We start from the raw sequence: 16,231 nt of genomic DNA, 5'->3' as shown, positions 1-16,231 counted from the left end.
CGACGCTTGACCCACCGCCCGCCCGCCTCCTAAGAGCCCCAGCCCATGTCCTTCCGCACGCACCTCGAGTCGGTGGTCAACCAGGTGGATGGAGCCCTCGCCTGCAGCGTGATGGGCTTCGACGGCATCTCCGTGGAGACCTTCCAGCGCGACGAGGCGGCCGAGCTGGACCTGGGCGGCGCGTGGGTGGAGTACGCCAACCTCCTCACCCAGCTCCGTCATGCCGCGGAGGTCCTCAAGACGGGCACGGTGAGCGAGGTGAGTGTCAACAGCGAGAAGGTGCTGACCTTGATGCGGCTGGTGTCACCGGAATACTTCCTGGTGCTCGCCCTTCGCGCGGACGGCAACTTCGGCAAGGGCCGTTACGTGCTGCGCGTGACGGCTCCCAAGGTGCGCGCCGAACTCTAGCCGCGCGCCCTGGATTGCTGGCATCCGGACGACGTCATCCGGACGACGCGGCCCGCCGCTCCTTTCCCCTTCCCATGGAAGGGGGGCATGGGCTACACACCCCCGACTTTTCAAGCTTTCGTAGCTTCGAGTGTGAAGGAGTCGGTCCCCATGGCCGGTGTCATTGATACGTCCGAGTTCCGCAAGGGTCTGAAGATCGAAATCGACGGCGAGCCGTTCGAAATCGTCGAGTTCCAGCACGTCAAGCCCGGCAAGGGCTCCGCCTTCGTGCGCACCACGATCCGCAGCCTGCTGACCGGACGCGTGCTCCAGCCCACGCTGAAGTCCGGCGAGAAGGTGGGCAAGCCCGACATCGAAGAGAAGGACATGCAGTACCTGTACGCCCAGGGCGACGACTACTACTTCATGGACACCCGCAACTACGAGCAGACCTTCATCGGTGAGAAGGTGCTCGGCGAGGCGAAGGGCTTCCTGAAGGAGAACATCAACGTCTCGGTGCTCTTCTACAACGGCAAGGCCATTGGCGTGACGCTGCCCAACTCGGTGGACCTGAAGGTCACCAAGTGCGACCCGGGCATCCGCGGCGACACGGTGTCCGGCGCCCTGAAGCCGGCCACGCTGGAGACGGGCTACACCGTCAACGTTCCGCTCTTCATCAACGAGGGCGACGTGCTCAAGATCGACACGCGTGACGGCAAGTACCTGACGCGCGTGGCCACCGCGGGCTGACCCGGTCTCAGCGGCGATTTCCGAGGGAGGGGACGCGAGTATGGCAACGAAGCGCAAGTCGACCCGGGCGGACGTGCCCGCGGGCACGCCGGCCGCCTCTGGTGGCGCGCGCGACGCGGGCAACACGTCCCTGGACGTGGATGCCCTGCGGCAGATCGTGGAGATCCTGGAGGCCTCGGAGGTGACGAGGCTGGTGTGGAAGCGCGGTGAGGAGAAGCTCTTCATCCGCCGCGGCCACGGCCCGGAGACCACCATCGTCCACCACGCGGCGCCGGCCCCCGTGGCCGTCAGCCCCGGCGTGGAGTACACCGCCCCCGCGGCGCCCCGCGCGGCGGCGCCCGCTCCGGCTCCGGCCGCGGCGGCCGCTGCTCCCGCGCCGGCCGCGGAGAAGCCCGGCCACATGGTGACGAGCCCCTTCGTGGGCACGTTCTACCGGACGCCGGCACCGGATCAGCCCCCGTTCGTCGACGTGGGCACGGTGGTGAAGAAGGGCCAGGTGCTCTGCATCATCGAAGCGATGAAGCTGATGAACGAAATCGAGTCCGAGGTGACCGGCCGCGTGGCGGAGATCCTCGTGGAGAACGGCCGCCCGGTGGAGTTCGGCCAGGCGCTGTTCCGCATCGAGCCGGCCTGAGAGTCCGGCGCTCCGCCCGCCTGGCGCGGGTGGAGCGCTCCTCGAGACGGCCCCTGACGGAGACATCCCCGTGTTCAAGAAGGTGCTGATCGCCAACCGCGGGGAGATTGCCCTGCGGGTCATCCGCGCCTGCCGTGAGCTGGGCATCGCCACGGTGGCGGTGCACTCCACGGCGGACGCCAACGCGCTGCACGTGCGCTTCGCCGACGAGGCGGTGTGCATCGGCCCGCCGGCGTCCAAGGAGAGCTACCTCAACATCCCGCAGCTGCTCTCCGCGGCGGAAATCACCCGTGCGGACGCCATCCACCCGGGCTACGGCTTCCTGTCGGAGAACGCCGAGTTCGCGGAGGTGTGCGAGAACTGCAAGATCCGCTTCATCGGCCCGCGGCCGGAGATGCTCCGGCTGATGGGCAACAAGGTGCGGGCGCGGCAGGCGGCGCGCGAGGCGGGCCTTCCGCTGCTGCCCGGCAGCCCGGGGACGGTGAAGGACCCTCGCGAGGCGGAGGCCTTCGCCAAGGAGATTGGCTTCCCCGTCATCCTCAAGGCGGCCGCCGGCGGCGGCGGCAAGGGGATGAAGATTGTCCGCGAGCCGGGCGCGCTGGCCCAGGCGTTCTCCACCGCGCAGGCGGAGGCCATTGCCTCCTTCGCCAACGGCGACCTCTACATCGAGCGGTACGTGGAGAAGCCGCGCCACATCGAAATCCAGATTGTCGCGGACGAGCACGGCAACATCATCCACCTCAACGAGCGCGAGTGCTCGGTGCAGCGCCGGCACCAGAAGCTCATCGAGGAGAGCCCGTCCCCCGCGCTCACGCCCGAGCTGCGCAAGCGCATGGGCGAGGTGTCCGTGCAGGCGATGAAGAAGCTCGCCTACAACAACGTGGGCACCATCGAGTACCTGCTCGATGAGCGCGGCGAGTTCTACTTCATGGAGATGAACACGCGCATCCAGGTGGAGCACCCGGTGACGGAGCTCGTCACCGGCGTGGACCTGGTGAGCGAGCAGATCCGCATGGCCTACGGCCACCCCCTGCGCTTCAAGCAGGAGGACATCCAGATTCGCGGCCACGCGATTGAGTGCCGGGTGAACGCGGAGGACCCGATTACCTTCGCCCCATGGCCGGGGAAGATTACCGGCTACAGCGTGCCGGGTGGCTACGGCGTGCGCGTGGACTCGGCGGCGTACGAGAACTACACGGTGCTGCCGTACTACGACAGCCTCCTGGCCAAGCTCATCGTCCACGCGGAGGACCGCGACACGGCCATCCGCCGCATGCAGCGGGCGCTGGGCGAGTACGTGGTGGAGGGCATCCGCACCAACATCCCCTTCCACCGCGCGGCGCTGGCCGACGAGTCCTTCCAGGAAGGCCAGTACGACACCCGCTTCGTGGAGCGCCTCCTGGCGAGCGAGACGGGACACCGCCGGCTGAAGAAGGCCGTTGAAGAGACGCCGTAGCGTACGTCCACCTACCGCGTCTCCCCCGCCTGTGGGGAGAGCGCGCGAGCAGGTGATCTGGCACCGGGGGGAGCCGGGCTGTTTCTTGACCCGCGTCGGAGCTTTCCGTTAGCCTCCGACACTCCCCGCTATTGAGGATGGAACCCCGCGTAGTTCAAGGGGTTTCGGCCTGCTGGAAGAAGCCCACCGCTCGATGGACAAGAACAAGATCATCGAAGCCGCCGCGAAGCTCGTCGCGAAGGGCGCCTACGACAAGGCCATCAAGGAGTACCAGAAGGTCCTGGAGGTCGATCCGAAGGACATCCGGGTCCTCCAGAAGATGGGGGAGCTGTACCAGAAGAAGAACGACAACGCGCAGGCGGCGCACTTCTTCACCAAGGTCGCGGAGAGCTACTCCTCCGACGGCTTCTTCCTCAAGGCGGTCGCCCTCTACAAGCAGGTCCTCAAGCTCAATCCGAACCTGCTGGAGGTGAACCTCAAGCTGGCGGAGTTGCACCAGCAGCTCGGACTGATGTCCGAGGCGATGGCCTACTTCCAGATTGTCGCCAACCACTACGACAAGGCCGGCGACACCAAGGCGTCGCTCGATACCTTGAAGAAGATGGTGGATCTCGACCCCGAGAACGTGGCGTCGAAGATCAAGCTGGCCGAGCTGTACGCGCGCGAGGGAATGGCGCGCGAGGCCGCCCAGGAGTTCAAGCGGGCCGCCGAGTACCTCAAGCGCAATGCCCGCGCGGACGACTGGCTCCGTGTCGCGGAGCGCCTGTCCTCGCTGGAGCCGGACAACCTCCCGCTGGCCAAGGAGCTGGCGGTCTCCTACCTGCAGCGCGGCGACCAGAAGCGCGCGCTGGCGAAGCTGCAGGTGTGCTTCAAGGCGGACGGCCGCGACGTGGAGACGCTCACGCTGCTGGCCCAGGCGTTCCAGGGGCTGGGGCAGACCTCCAAGACGGTGTCCGTCTACAAGGAGCTGGCGAAGATCCACCAGGAGCGCGGCCGTCTCACCGAGGCCGAGGCCGTCTGGACGCAGATTGAAGTGCTGGACCCGCAGGACCCGGACCTGCTCGCGCGCCGCGCGCCCGCTCCGGCTCCGGCGGCCTTCCAGCAGCCCGCTCCGGCGGCCCCGCAACCTCCGCCCACATCGAGGAGCGGTCCGCAGCCCGCGTTCCAGCAGCCCGCGCCCACCCACGCCACGCCCGTCCAGCCCGCGCCCCCCGCGCCCCCGCCCGCTCCGGCGGCGCCCCAGGGCGGCATGGGCCGCGAGCAGCTCTCCAAGCTGCTCACGGAGACGGACGTCTATGTGAAGTACGGGCTCCACGACAAAGCGCTGGAGCACCTGCGCAAGGTCTTCTCGGTGGACCCGGAGAACCTGGACGCCCATGAGAAGGCGTACCAGATCTACGTCGCGTCCGGGAACGCGGCCCAGGCGTCGGAGCAGCTGCTGAACGTGCTGCGGCTGTGCACGCGCGCGGCGGACTCGCAGCGCGCGCAGCCGTACCTGGCCACCATCCTCCAGGAGAACCCGGCGCACCCCGAGGTGCCGGCGTTCCTGTCCGTGCTGCGCGTGGACGGCCCGGTGGTCGCGGCGCCGACGGTGGCGGTGGTGGAGTCGGTGGGGGAGGACGCCATCCTGGTGGACTCCAGCGACGACGAAATCCTCGTCGCCCCTCCGCCCGAGGACGCGCTCCTGCACCCGCCGGGGGACGAGCTGGCGCTGACCACGCTGCCCTCCAGCGACTCGGACGAGGTCATCGACGAGGACGGCGACGCGGCCGTCGTCAGCGAGGAGGCGCTGGTCGGCGAGGCCATCACCTCCGGTGAGCACGACGTGTACGACAGCACGCCCGCGCCGGAGGACCTGGCGGCGGCGTCGCTGTCGGACGAGACGCTGGTGGCCGAGGACGACGGGCTGGTGCTGACGGACGAGCCCGGCCTGGGGCTGGCGGACGACGAGCCGCTGGTGGCGCCGGAGGACACGGCGGCCTACTCGCTGGAGGACGAGACGCTGGTGGACGAGGCCACGGCCACGTCCATGGAGACGCTGTCGCTCGGGGACGAGGACGCGCCGCCGCCCACGATGATTCGCGCGCCCACGCGGGCGCTGCTGCAGGAGGCCGCGCCGGACACCCACGAGGTGCCCGCGCTCGAGGACGAGCCCGCGACCTCGCTGGAGTACGAGGCTCCGCCGCTGGACGTGGACGACATGCCCACGCGCGTGGGGCTGGCCCCGCTGGATGCCTCCATGCTGGTGGAGGAGGAGCCCGAGGCCGAGGTCACCGCCCTGGGCGACCCGCTGGAGTACGAGGAGCCCACCGCCTCGCACGCCGTCGTGGCGCTCGCGGACGACGAGCCCGCCGTGGAGGCGGAGCCCGAGCCCGCCGCCGCGCCGGTGGAGGAGCCCGAGGAGGCGCCTGCCGCCGAGGCCGCGCCCGAGGAGGAGCCGGCGTCGGAGGAGTGCGACGAGGCGTCGTTCTTCCTCGACCAGGGCCTGCTGGAGGAGGCGCGCGAAATCCTCGAGACGGTGATGATTGCCTTCCCGGGCCACGCGCGCGCCGCCGAGCTGATGGAGCGCCTGGAGGCGCTGGAGGCCGGTGGTGGTGGCGAGGCCGCGGAGGCCGAGCCCGCGGAGCCGGTGGCCGTGCCGTCCGTGCAGCCCGTGGTGGACGCGGATGCGGCCGGCGAGCGTGACGCGTTCGACCTGGCGGCGGAGCTGGCCGGGGAAATCGACAACCTGAGCGACGACCCGGCGTCCTCGCCCGCGGCGGAGGAGGACTTCCAGTACTCGGTGGAGGAGGTCTTCTCCGAGTTCAAGAAGGGCCTGGCCAAGGTGGTGAAGCCCGAGGACGTGGACACGCACTACGACCTCGGCATCGCCTACAAGGAAATGGGCCTGCTGGACGACGCGCTCCACGAGTTCGACGTGGCCCGCCAGGGCTGCATGGGCACGAAGCGCGAGCTGGACTGCCTCACCATGACGGGCATGCTCCAGCTCCAGCGCGGCGACGCCGCGGCGGCGGTTGCGGCCTTCCGCGAGGGGCTGGGCAGCACGCAGGCCACGGCCGAGCAGACCAAGGCGCTCGGCTTCGAGCTGGCGGCGGCCTACGAGGCGCTGGGCGAGCCGGGCAAGGCGCTCTTCCACTACCAGCGCGTGGCCGGGACGGACGCGAAGTACCGCGACGTGGCGGCGCAGGTGTCCCGCCTGTCCGCTTCCGTGGAGCCGGAGGACGACCCGCTCCCCACCCACGCGAATGGCGTGAAGGCGGGTGCCGCCCCCGCGGCCGCCGTGACGCCCACCCCGATGCCGGCCGCAGGCGCGTCCAAGGCGCGCAAGGTCGGCTACCTTTAGTCCGTTGTCCCCCCCGCGAGGTCCGGCGAGCCCATGACTACGTACCTGGACTTCTTCGAGTTGACCCAGGAGCCGTTCTCCAACGCTCCGGTCAGCCGCTTCTATTACAACTCCGCGCAGCACTCGCAGGCGCTCACCCGGCTGATGCACGCGGTGAGCTACATGAAGGGCCTGTCCATCCTCGTCGGTGACATCGGCGCGGGCAAGACGACGCTGGCGCGCCGCATGCTCGACTCGCTGCCCGAGTCCGAGTACGAGGCCGCGCTGCTGGTCATCATCCACTCCGGCATCACCGCCAACTGGCTGCTGCGGCGCATTGCCCTGCAGCTCGGCGTGGAGAACCCGGCGCAGGAGAAGCTGGCGCTCCTGTCGCAGCTCTACCAGCGGCTCCTGCAAATCTACGAGTCCGGCAAGAAGGCCGTCGTCCTCATCGACGAGGCGCAGATGCTGGAGACGCGTGAGCTGATGGAGGAGTTCCGGGGGCTGCTGAACCTGGAGGTGCCGGAGCGCAAGCTCATCTCCTTCGTCTTCTTCGGGCTGCCGGAGATAGAGAAGAACCTGAAGCTGGACCCGCCGCTCGCGCAGCGGGTGGCCATGCGCTACAAGCTGGAGCCCTTCACCGCCGAGTCCACGGAGGCGTACGTCAAGCACCGCCTCCGGCTGGCCGGGTGCCCGCGCATGCCCTTCACCCCGGAGGCGCTGCTGGCGGTGCACGAGCACTCCTCCGGCTCGCCCCGCGTCATCAACACCCTGTGCGACAACGCCCTCTTCGAGGCGTTCCTCGCGCGGCAGGACACCGTCTCCGCGGACCTGGTGCACCGCATCGGGAAGAACCTGGGCCTCCAGGGGGTGAACTCGCCCGCCGGGGAAGCAGGCGAGCGAGCGGGCGCCTCCGTCACGGCGCTGCCCCGGACGGCCAGCAGCAAGGTGGACCTGGCGGAGATCGACCGCTACCTCGAAGGGCTGGGTAAGCTGTAGCGGCTTTGGCCTCTCACGGTCGCAACGGTGCGCGCAGGGCGCTGCTGGCGCTGCTCCTCGTCCTGTCGGGGAGCATCCTGCTGTTGCGCATGCAGGCGACGTGGGACCTGGCCTGCACGCTGACGCGGCGGCACCTGCCGGACGTGCTGGGGCTGGACGTGGGCATCGGCCGGTGCGAGCTGGACCCGCTGGGCTCGCGTGTGCTGGTGCACGGCTTCTCCCTCTTCCTGCCGGGCACGGACACGCCGCTGGTGGCGGCGGACACGGCGGAGGTGCAGCTCGGCTTCCTCCGGCCGCTCAGCGGACGGCTGACGCTGGCGCTGGTGCGGGCCTCGCGTCCCCGCGTGACGCTGGATTTGTCCCAGCCGCCGGCGGACCCGGGGAAGAAGGCACAGGGCTGCTTCCTGGACCCGCTGGAGCGGCTGCGCGTGTCGCGGCTGGACATCACCGGCGCGGAGCTGCGGCTGGCGCTGCCGGAGGGCCGGCGCGTGGAGGTGGGCGAGCTGGACCTGCGCTGGGCGGAGCGCTGGGGCGTCATCGAGCTGGACGTGGAGGCGCGGCGCGGGCTGGTGCGGCTGGGGCCGGACGGGCGGGAGCTGACGCTGGGGCAGCTCGCGGTGGCGGGCGCGGTGGACCCGGACGAGGCGCTGCTGGAGCTGGAGCGCGCGGAGGTGTCGCTGGACGACATCACCACCACCGTGTCCGGCCGCGTGGAGTCGCTGTGCGACCCGAACCTGGCGCTGGACGCGCAGGTGTTCCTCCCGCTGCGCACGCTGTCCCAGGCGCGCCTGGTGCCGAAGCCGGCCACGGGCCACCTCTGGTCTCGCGTGTCCATCGCCGGCAAGCCGGCGTCGCCCGCGGTGTCGCTGGAGCTGTCCGGCAGCGGGCTGGGCTACGACAGGTTCGGCCCCACGGACCTGACCGCGCGCCTGTCGTACTCGGGTGACGAGGTGCGGGTGGAGGACGTGGTGATTCCGGTGGGCGCGGGGAAGGTGCACGCCACCGGCCGGCTGGGGCTGACGCCGAACTTCCCGCTCGAGGTGACGCTGTCGACGGAGAACGCGTCGCTGGGGCGCATCCTCGACCGGGCGGGCGTGGACGGCTCCTGGGTGGACTTCCCGGCCACGCTGGACGCGCAGCTCTCCGGCAACCTGCTGCCGCGCTTCTCCCTGGCCGGCCCGCTGGACCTGCGCACCGGCCGCTTCGTGCTGGCCACGCGCGCGTTCGACGCGCCGGAGCCGGAGGGGCTCACCATCCTGGAGTTCGACAAGGGCCGCGCCCAGGCGCAGGTGAAGATTCAGCCGGACCGCGTGTCCTTCAACCACATCACCGCGGAGTCCGGCCGCTCCCGCGTGTCTGGCGACGTGGCGCTGCTCATCGGCGACGGGCTGGGGCTGGACATCCACGGCCACGGCGACCTGGACCTCGGCGACTTCGGCCACATCGCCGGCCTGCAGTGGGCGGGGCGGGGGAGCGCGACGTACTCGATTACCGGCCCCGCCTCGGAGGTGAAGGTGGAGGCGGGCCTGTCCATGCGTGACTTCGTCTTCTGGAACCTCTCGCTGGGCGTGCTGCAGGGGAAGCTGGGCTACTCGGATGGAGTGCTGGCCTTCCCCGCCTTCACCGGCCAGAAGGGGCGCACGCAGTACTACGGCAAGGCGGGCGTGTCCTTCGGGCGGCTGCTCGGCCTGCGCCTGGAGGCGAACGTCCCGCAGGGACGCACCGAGGACCTGGTGGACGTCATCGCGGGGCTGAGCCCGGCGCTGGGGGTGATGCGGGGGACGCTGGGCGGCACGGCCACGGGACGGGTGGAGGTGGACAGCCCGGTGGAGAAGCTGGAGGGGCTGGTGGCCTTCGACGTGAAGGACACCACGTACCTCGGGCGCCGCATGGGCGACGGGGCCCTGCGCCTGCGCTTCGTGGACGGCAAGGCGATGGTGCTGGAGCGCACCGTGCTGAAGGGGCCGCTGGGGCGCACGTGGGCGGACGGCACCTTCACCTTCGCGGGTGGGCTGGACTACCGCTTCGGCGGCGACGGCCTGTCGCTGGGCGAGGTGGTGGGGCCGGAGCTGGCCAGGGAGATGGGCATCGAGGGGACGATGGTGATGGACGGCGTGGTGTCCGGCACCGCCGACGTGCCCGTGGTGGACGCCACGCTGAAGGCCCCGCGCGTCACCTTCGCCGACCGCAACCTCGGCCCCATGGACCTCACGGGGCGCATGGTGGGCCGTGACTTCGACGTGTGGGGCCACCCCTTCCAGGACGCCAACGGCCGCATCCACATCAAGGTCCAGGACAACTGGCCCTACGAGGCGCAGGGCTCGCTGGCGCTGCCGGAAATCCGTCCGCTGCTGCCCTCGGGGCCGCTGTGGGCGGGCGTCTCCGGGGCGCTCTCCGGCACGCTGAGCGCGAAGGGCCTGCTGCTGGAGCCCGCCGGCTCGCAGGTGAACGCCACCGTGGACCGGCTGGTGCTGTCGCGCGACGACCTGCGCGGGGAGAACGCGGGCCCCATCGTCCTCGCCTACGCGGGAGGCCGCGTGGACGTGCAGCCCTTCCGCTTCACGGGCCCGCACGTGGACCTGTCGCTGGGCGGGTGGATGAGCCCTCGCGGGATGGCCGTCACGCTGCGGGGCGGGTGGGACGTGCGCGTGCTGGAGTCGCTGCTGCCCTCCATGGTGGAGCGCGCCACCGGCCGCGTCACCGTGGACGCGGAGGCCAGTGGCACGCTGGAGTCGCCGTCCGTGGTGGGCACCGCGGAGCTGCTCGACTTGCGGCTGGCGCTGCGCGACTGGCCCGTCAACGTGCGCAACATGTCCGGGCGCCTGGAGATGACGGGCCAGCGGGTGCTGCTGGAGCACCTGCAGGGGCAGCTCAACGAGGGGCGCGTGTCCGCGCGCGGGGACGTGCGGCTGGAGCGCTTCCTTCCGCGGCGGCTGGGCCTCACGGTGCAGCTCGACGAGGTGCCCTACCGCCTCACGGAGGACCTGCCCGCCACGTTCTCCGGCCTGCTCCAGGTGATTGGCCCGCCCCGGGGCTTCACCGTCACGGGCGGGCTGGACATCGTCAAGATGCGCTACCAGAAGGCGCTGGACGTGGAGTCGCTGCTCAAGTCGCTGCAGAAGCGCACCACGCCTCCGCCCTCGGCCTCGACGACGTCCGCCTCGGGGGAGGTCGCGAAGCCCTGGGTCATCTGGGATGTGAACGTGCACTTCGGTGACGTCCGGGTGGACAACAACCTGGCGAAGGCCCGCCTGCTGGGCGACGTGCGGCTGACGGGCACGGACCTGCGGCCGGGCCTGCTGGGGCGGGTGGAGCTGGCGGAGGGAAGCCAGGCGTTCTTCCGCAACAACCCCTTCACCATCAGCCAGGGCCAGCTCGAGTTCCAGGATGCCACCGGCATCGACCCCATTTTCGAGGTCCAGGCCCAGACGCAGGTGCGCGAGTACCTGGTGCGGCTGCACGCCTTCGGCAAGCCGGCGGACCCGCGCATCCAGCTCTCCTCGGAGCCGGCGCTGGTGGAGGGGGACATCGTCTCCCTGCTCACCCTGGGCTTCACCTCGTCGGACCGGGACACGGCGGCCACGGCGAGCGCCGGCCTGGCGGCCGAGGCCCTCTTCAACGTGTCGGGGCTCGATCGGCAGCTCCAGCGGTTTCTTCCCAGCAACCCGGTGTTGCGGGATTTGTCCCTCCAGATTGCGACCACCTACAACGACGCCACGCGGCAGGCGGAGCCCACCGCACAACTGGAGTCGAAGTTCCTGAGCGAGCAGCTTAAGATCAGCATGACTCAACCGGTGAGCGGACGCGGCACGCGGGCGCGCGCCGAGTACCGCTTCGACGACCGACTCTCCGCTCAGGCCCAGTGGGACAACGAGAACAGCGAAGCCTCGTTTGGCAACCTCGGGCTCGAGCTGAAGCTGAGCTGGGAGGTCGAGTAGCCCGCGCCGTCAGGGCATGGGTGGCGCTGCTGTGCGTCCTCCTGGCGCGCGCGGCGGCGGCGCAGTCCGAGGGTGCCGGCGAGGCCCGTCCGAACATCGTGGCGGTGGAGCTGCACCTGCCGGGCGGCGCGGACGCGCAGGGCCTGAGCGGGCTGGTGGCGGTGCGCAAGGGGCAGACGCTGTCGCCGGGCGCGGTGCGGCGCTCGGTGGAGCGGCTGTGGGCCACGGGGCGCTTCACGGACGTGGTGGCGCGCACGGTGGAGGTGCCCGGCGGCGTGAGGCTGGTGTTCCAGCTCACGCCCGTGGCCCGGCTGGCGCGGCTGCGCTTCGAGGGCAACCAGGAGCTGAGCGAGGGAGAGCTCATCGACGCGAGTGGCCTCCTCGAGGGAGGACCGCTGGACGCGGAGGAGCTGGAGGGGGCGGTGTCCTCCGTGCTCCAGGCGTACCAGCGCCGGGGCTACGACTCGACGAAGGTGACGGCGCGGCAGGAGCCTGTGACGGACGGGGTGGCGGTGACGCTCCTCGTGGATGAGGGCGTGCCCACGCGGGTGCGGGGCGTGACGTTCTCCGGGAGCCCCGGCCTGCCCCTGCCACGGCTGCTGGAGGTGCTGGAGATGCGGCCCGGCGCGGTGTTCAACCGGGCGCGTCTGGACGAGGGGCTGGAGCGGCTGCGCACGCTGCTGCGCGAGGCGGGGCACTGGCGCGCGCAGGTGGGCACGCCGGTGGTGCTGGTGGAGGGGAGCGCGGCCACGGTGGCGGTGCCGCTGTCGGCGGGGCCGCGATACACGGTGCGCTTCCACGGCAACCGCCGCTTCCCGCCGGCGCTGCTGGAGCGGGTGCTGGCGCACGACGCGGCGGAGGCGCTGGACGAGGTGGTGGCGGGCCGGCTGGCGCGGCGGGTGGAGGCCTTCTACCGCCGCCGCGGCTTCCACGACGCGCGCGTGCGCCCGCGCGAGGTGATGCGGAAGGACGGAGCGCTGGCCGCGCTGGCCTTCGACGTGGAGGAGGGGCACCCGCTGCGGGTGACGGAGGTGCGCTTCCACGGCAACCAGGGGCTGTCCTCGGAGGCGCTGCGCGCGCTGCTGACGGAGCGGGTGCGGGCGGGCGAGGTGCGGCCGGAGCTGGACCTGCGCATGCTGGACGACCCGCTGAACGTGGAGGGGCGCCACGGCCCCGAGGTGGCGGAGCCGCCGCCGCCGCCGGACCCGTCCACGGTGTACGTGGAGGACGCGTGGCTGGAGGCGGTGGACGCGATGAACGAGGCGTACCGCGAGCAGGGCTACCTGTCGGCGGCCGTCTCGTTCCGCGGGTTGACGGTGGACGTGGCGGGCCACACGGCGGTGGCGGACTTCGAAGTGGAGGAGGGGCCGCGGGCGCTCGTGTCGGAGGTGCGCTTCGAGGGCGTGCCGAAGGAGGTGTCCCTGCTTCCGGTGGCCCTGAAGGTGCGCCGGGGCCAGCCCCTGAGCTTCGAGAAGGTGGAGGCGGCGCGGCAGTCGCTGGAGCAGGTGCTGGCGCAGTCGGGCTACCTCTTCGCGCGGGCCACCACGGAGACGGGCGTGGACGGGGAGGGGCAGGCGGCGACGGTGGTGTTCCGCGCGGACTCCGGGCCGCAGGTGCGGTTGGGCAAGATTCTGGTGCAGGGGCTGACGCGCACGGACCCGGACCTGGTGATGGCGAACCTGGCCCTGGAGGAGGGCAGGCCCGTCTCGGTGGACGAGCTGACGGAGGGCCAGCGGCGCCTGGCGCGGCTGGGCGTGTTCCGGCAGGTGGAGGTGTCGCTGACGGACCCCACGCGGCGCGAGGCGACGAAGGACGTGCTGGTGACGGTGCAGGAGCGGCCCCGGCTGGATGGCGAGGTGTCCGGCGGCTACTTCCTGGTGGACGGTCCGCGAATCTCGCTGGACACGGCGTACCGCAACATGGACGGGCTGGGCTTGAGTCTGCTGGCGCGCGGGAAGGTGAACTACGCGGGCTGGAGCGCGGAGGCGCTGTCGGAGAACCGGCGCATCGCCTGCAGCCAGCGAGGCCCGGACGGTGCGCTGGCGCCGGGCTGTGACGCGGAGTTGCAGGGGCTGAGCGGGCTGGGCGGGCGCGGCAACCTGGCGCTGGCGCAGCCCCGGCTGTACTTCCTGCTGCCCCTGGAGGTGGGCGCGCGCGTGGACCTGATTGGCGAGCGCGTGCACCGGCCCTCGTATGTGTCCACGCGGTTCGCCGCGGCGGCGGCGCTGGACTGGGTGGCGGCCTCGTGGCTCAACCTGTCGCTGTCCTACGAAGTGGAGAACAACCGGCTGCGCTCGCGCGCGGGCGTGCTGGAGTTGTTGAACCGCGCGGACCAGGAGCGGCTGCGCTACCCGTTCGGCGACTTCGCGCTGCACTCGCTGCGGCCCTCGCTCACGCTGGACTTCCGGGACGACCCGGCGAATCCGCGCAGGGGCGTGGTGTTCATCTCCAGCGCGGAGTTCACCCGCGGGTTGAGCGTGAAGCCCACGGACGTGGCGGGCAACCGCGTGGCGGGGTACCCGATTGACGGGGTGAAGCTGTCGAGCAACCTGAGTGGCTACATTCCCCTGGGGCGGCGGGCGAGCGTGGCGCTGTCGGCGCGCGCGGGGACCATCATCCCGCTGGAGGAGGGGGCGCAGGCCATCGGCTCGAAGCTGTTCTACCTGGGGGGCTCGTCGAGCCTGCGGGGCTTCCGCGAGGACGGGGTGCTGCCGGAGGACGTGCGCGGGGCGCTGCACCAGCGGCTGCGGGACTGCCAGGCGTTGATTACGCCGGCGGGGTGCTCGGAGGAGCTGAAGGCGGTGCTGGCGGGGCAGGTGCCGGCGAGCCAGGGCGGTGAGTTGTTCACGCTGGGCAAGGCGGAACTGCGGCTGCCGGCGCTGACGTCCGTGGACCTGGGGCTGTTCTTCGAGGCGGGCAACCTGTGGCTGGACCGGACGCGCTTCGACCCGGAGCGGCTGCGGTACGCGGCGGGCGCGGGCCTGCGGTACGTGACGCCGGTGGGCCCGCTGGCCTTCGACGTGGGCTTCAACCTGGACCCGGACGAGACGGTGAACGAGGCGACCACGCAGTTCCACTTCAGCATCGGCACGTTCTGAGGAGGCGGAAGAGCGCATGCGCGGGTCCGGGTGGATGGCGGGGCTGCTGGTGCTGTCCCTGGTGGCGGGCTGCCGGCACACGCAAGAGGCGGATGCGAAGCCGGAGCGTCCGAAGTGGATGCCGCCGGAGGGCGCGTGCCCGCGCGGGGCCCTGTTGCAGATGGAGCGGCTGGGGCTGAAGCCGGGGGACAAGGTCCCCGTCATCGTGGACGCCATCCAGGACCACCCGGGGCCGGCCCGGTACAACTACAGCTTCGTGATTGCACTGCCCCGGGGCGAGGGGGAGAAGAAGCTGCCCGGGGCGCGCATCGGCGGGCGCCTGTACGTGACGAAGCACCGGGTGTTCGGGCGGTATGATCGCATCTTCCTGCCAGAGAGCGGCGGCGGCTCGGTGCCCTTCTGCGGAATCCTGTTGGACTCGCGCTGGGACAGGGACGGCGAGGGGCTGATTGCCTACCCGAGCCCGATGAAGGGCTTCTCCGTCGTGCAGGACAACACCGGTGTCATCCAGGTGGTGGACACGTACCCGTGAGCCCGAGGCCGGCGTCACTCTCTTGCGCCGTCCAGTCCAGCAGTCAGAAAAGACTTGACCTTGCGTGTCTGCTTGTCCATTTTTGAAATAGTCAGACAACTGGCGGGCCGGTAGGAGCAGTAGCAAGTGCAGGGATGGACGGGGTCCGTCCAGGACAACGGAGGGGTGTCTGTCCGCGCGCGGCGTCTGTTTCAGGCCGTGGTGTGGGCTGGCATCGCGCTCCTCGTGCCGGCGATGGCAGTGGCGGAGGGGCGAGGCTCCCTCCCTGATGTGCGCGCCTCTGCCGCCCTGGGTGAGGCGCTCTTCTTCGATACCTGCTTGAGTGCCGATGGGACGGTGGCTTGCGCCACCTGTCACCGGCCCGAGGCGGCATTCGCTGACAGCCAGCCCGTGACACCTGACGTGTATGGTCGGGCGGGAACCCGTAATGCGCCGAGTCTGATTGGCGCAGGCCGTGCTCGAGAGTTGTTCTGGGACGGGCGGCGTGGCTCTTTGAAGGAGCTGGTGCTCGACCCACTCACCACGCATTCGCTGTGCAACGTGGCCGTGACGGCCCCCTGCATGCACGATGGCAGCGTCGCCACGCTGGCCGAATCCGTCGAGCGCGAACTGTACTACCGGTCCAGTGAGGGGCTGCGGGTGGGCGACCTGACGCCCGCCGAGCGGGGCCGACCTCGTCGAGCTCCTCCACGCGCTGACGAGTCTGGCATTGCCCTCGGGCAGGCCGGCCGCGGCCTTTTCCATCCCTTGAGCCTGCTGACAGCCAGGTGAACACCCGATGACTGCCCGCGAACCATTCAAGACCCCAACCACCATTCCAACGAGGAGCGTCATGCCTCGAGCCAAGAGTTTGAAGGTTGCCACCTGCATCCTGCTGCTGGCGGCCCTTGCGGGCTGCACGGAGGAGGTCCCCTTCGCCGAGGTTTCGAGCGAGGCGGTACAGGCGCTGACGGAGGAGAGCCCCAAAGCGGAGACGGGGCAGAGCGTGACGCGGCTGTCCGACGGGCGCTGGCTGCTGCTTGGCGGTGGCGCGGGGGAGAAGCCCTCGGCCGCGGCGGAGCTTCAGCGGGAGGGAGCCGCATCCGAGCCTCTCGCGCAGGGCCTGGCCCACGCGC

11 protein-coding genes are annotated in these 16,231 nt (G+C 70.8%); all 11 read left to right on the top strand.

Features of this window, described 5'->3' with window-relative positions; all coding sequences use genetic code 11:
• The first annotated feature begins 45 nt into the window (after nt 1–45).
• Entirely contained in the window at nt 46–408 is a 363-nt protein-coding gene (locus tag K8638_RS40605; RefSeq protein ID WP_223760141.1) for a hypothetical protein, read from the top strand.
• 150 nt (nt 409–558) lie between these two features.
• Nucleotides 559–1,137, top strand: a complete 579-nt coding sequence (gene efp, locus K8638_RS40600) for an elongation factor P (RefSeq protein ID WP_223760140.1) — start codon at nt 559–561, stop codon at nt 1,135–1,137.
• A gap of 40 nt (nt 1,138–1,177) precedes the next feature.
• Nucleotides 1,178–1,771 (top strand): acetyl-CoA carboxylase biotin carboxyl carrier protein, encoded by a 594-nt coding sequence (accB, locus tag K8638_RS40595; RefSeq protein ID WP_223760139.1) that lies wholly within the window; start codon nt 1,178–1,180, stop codon nt 1,769–1,771.
• Between the two features lie 70 nt (nt 1,772–1,841).
• Nucleotides 1,842–3,227, top strand: a complete 1,386-nt coding sequence (gene accC, locus K8638_RS40590; RefSeq protein WP_223760138.1) for an acetyl-CoA carboxylase biotin carboxylase subunit — start codon at nt 1,842–1,844, stop codon at nt 3,225–3,227.
• A 193-nt stretch (nt 3,228–3,420) separates the two neighbouring features.
• The gene (locus tag K8638_RS40585; RefSeq protein WP_223760137.1) at nt 3,421–6,570 is read left to right on the top strand and encodes a tetratricopeptide repeat protein; all 3,150 of its coding nucleotides are present in this window, start codon (nt 3,421–3,423) and stop codon (nt 6,568–6,570) included.
• Between the two features lie 33 nt (nt 6,571–6,603).
• The gene (locus tag K8638_RS40580; protein ID WP_223760136.1) at nt 6,604–7,548 is read left to right on the top strand and encodes an ExeA family protein; all 945 of its coding nucleotides are present in this window, start codon (nt 6,604–6,606) and stop codon (nt 7,546–7,548) included.
• A 5-nt stretch (nt 7,549–7,553) separates the two neighbouring features.
• Nucleotides 7,554–11,486, top strand: a complete 3,933-nt coding sequence (locus K8638_RS40575) for a translocation/assembly module TamB domain-containing protein (protein WP_223760135.1) — start codon at nt 7,554–7,556, stop codon at nt 11,484–11,486.
• Nucleotides 11,487–11,506: 20 nt separating this feature from the next.
• Nucleotides 11,507–14,584: a POTRA domain-containing protein gene (locus K8638_RS40570; protein ID WP_223760134.1), complete on the top strand. Its 3,078-nt coding sequence runs from the start codon at nt 11,507–11,509 to the stop codon at nt 14,582–14,584.
• 16 nt (nt 14,585–14,600) lie between these two features.
• Nucleotides 14,601–15,116, top strand: a complete 516-nt coding sequence (locus K8638_RS40565) for a hypothetical protein (RefSeq protein ID WP_223760133.1) — start codon at nt 14,601–14,603, stop codon at nt 15,114–15,116.
• Between the two features lie 165 nt (nt 15,117–15,281).
• Entirely contained in the window at nt 15,282–15,887 is a 606-nt protein-coding gene (locus K8638_RS40560) for a cytochrome-c peroxidase (protein ID WP_223760132.1), read from the top strand.
• A 61-nt stretch (nt 15,888–15,948) separates the two neighbouring features.
• The coding region (locus K8638_RS40555) for a hypothetical protein (protein WP_223760131.1) at nt 15,949–16,231 on the top strand (283 nt) is incomplete at its 3' end.

It is taken from the genome of Myxococcus sp. RHSTA-1-4 (assembly GCF_020037125.1).
In the GTDB taxonomy this organism is placed as follows: Bacteria; Myxococcota; Myxococcia; order Myxococcales; family Myxococcaceae; genus Myxococcus.
This window is presented reverse-complemented; position numbering and strand designations above follow the sequence as displayed.

What these genes read in the sequence shown, in the direction of transcription:
- K8638_RS40565 (WP_223760133.1), top strand. Translation starts at nt 14,601, where the DNA reads ATGCGCGGGTCCGGGTGGATGGCGGGGCTGCTGGTGCTGTCCCTGGTG.
- K8638_RS40580 (WP_223760136.1), top strand. Translation starts at nt 6,604, where the DNA reads ATGACTACGTACCTGGACTTCTTCGAGTTGACCCAGGAGCCGTTCTCC.
- K8638_RS40585 (WP_223760137.1), top strand. Translation starts at nt 3,421, where the DNA reads ATGGACAAGAACAAGATCATCGAAGCCGCCGCGAAGCTCGTCGCGAAG.
- accB (WP_223760139.1), top strand. Translation starts at nt 1,178, where the DNA reads ATGGCAACGAAGCGCAAGTCGACCCGGGCGGACGTGCCCGCGGGCACG.
- K8638_RS40605 (WP_223760141.1), top strand. Translation starts at nt 46, where the DNA reads ATGTCCTTCCGCACGCACCTCGAGTCGGTGGTCAACCAGGTGGATGGA.
- efp (WP_223760140.1), top strand. Translation starts at nt 559, where the DNA reads ATGGCCGGTGTCATTGATACGTCCGAGTTCCGCAAGGGTCTGAAGATC.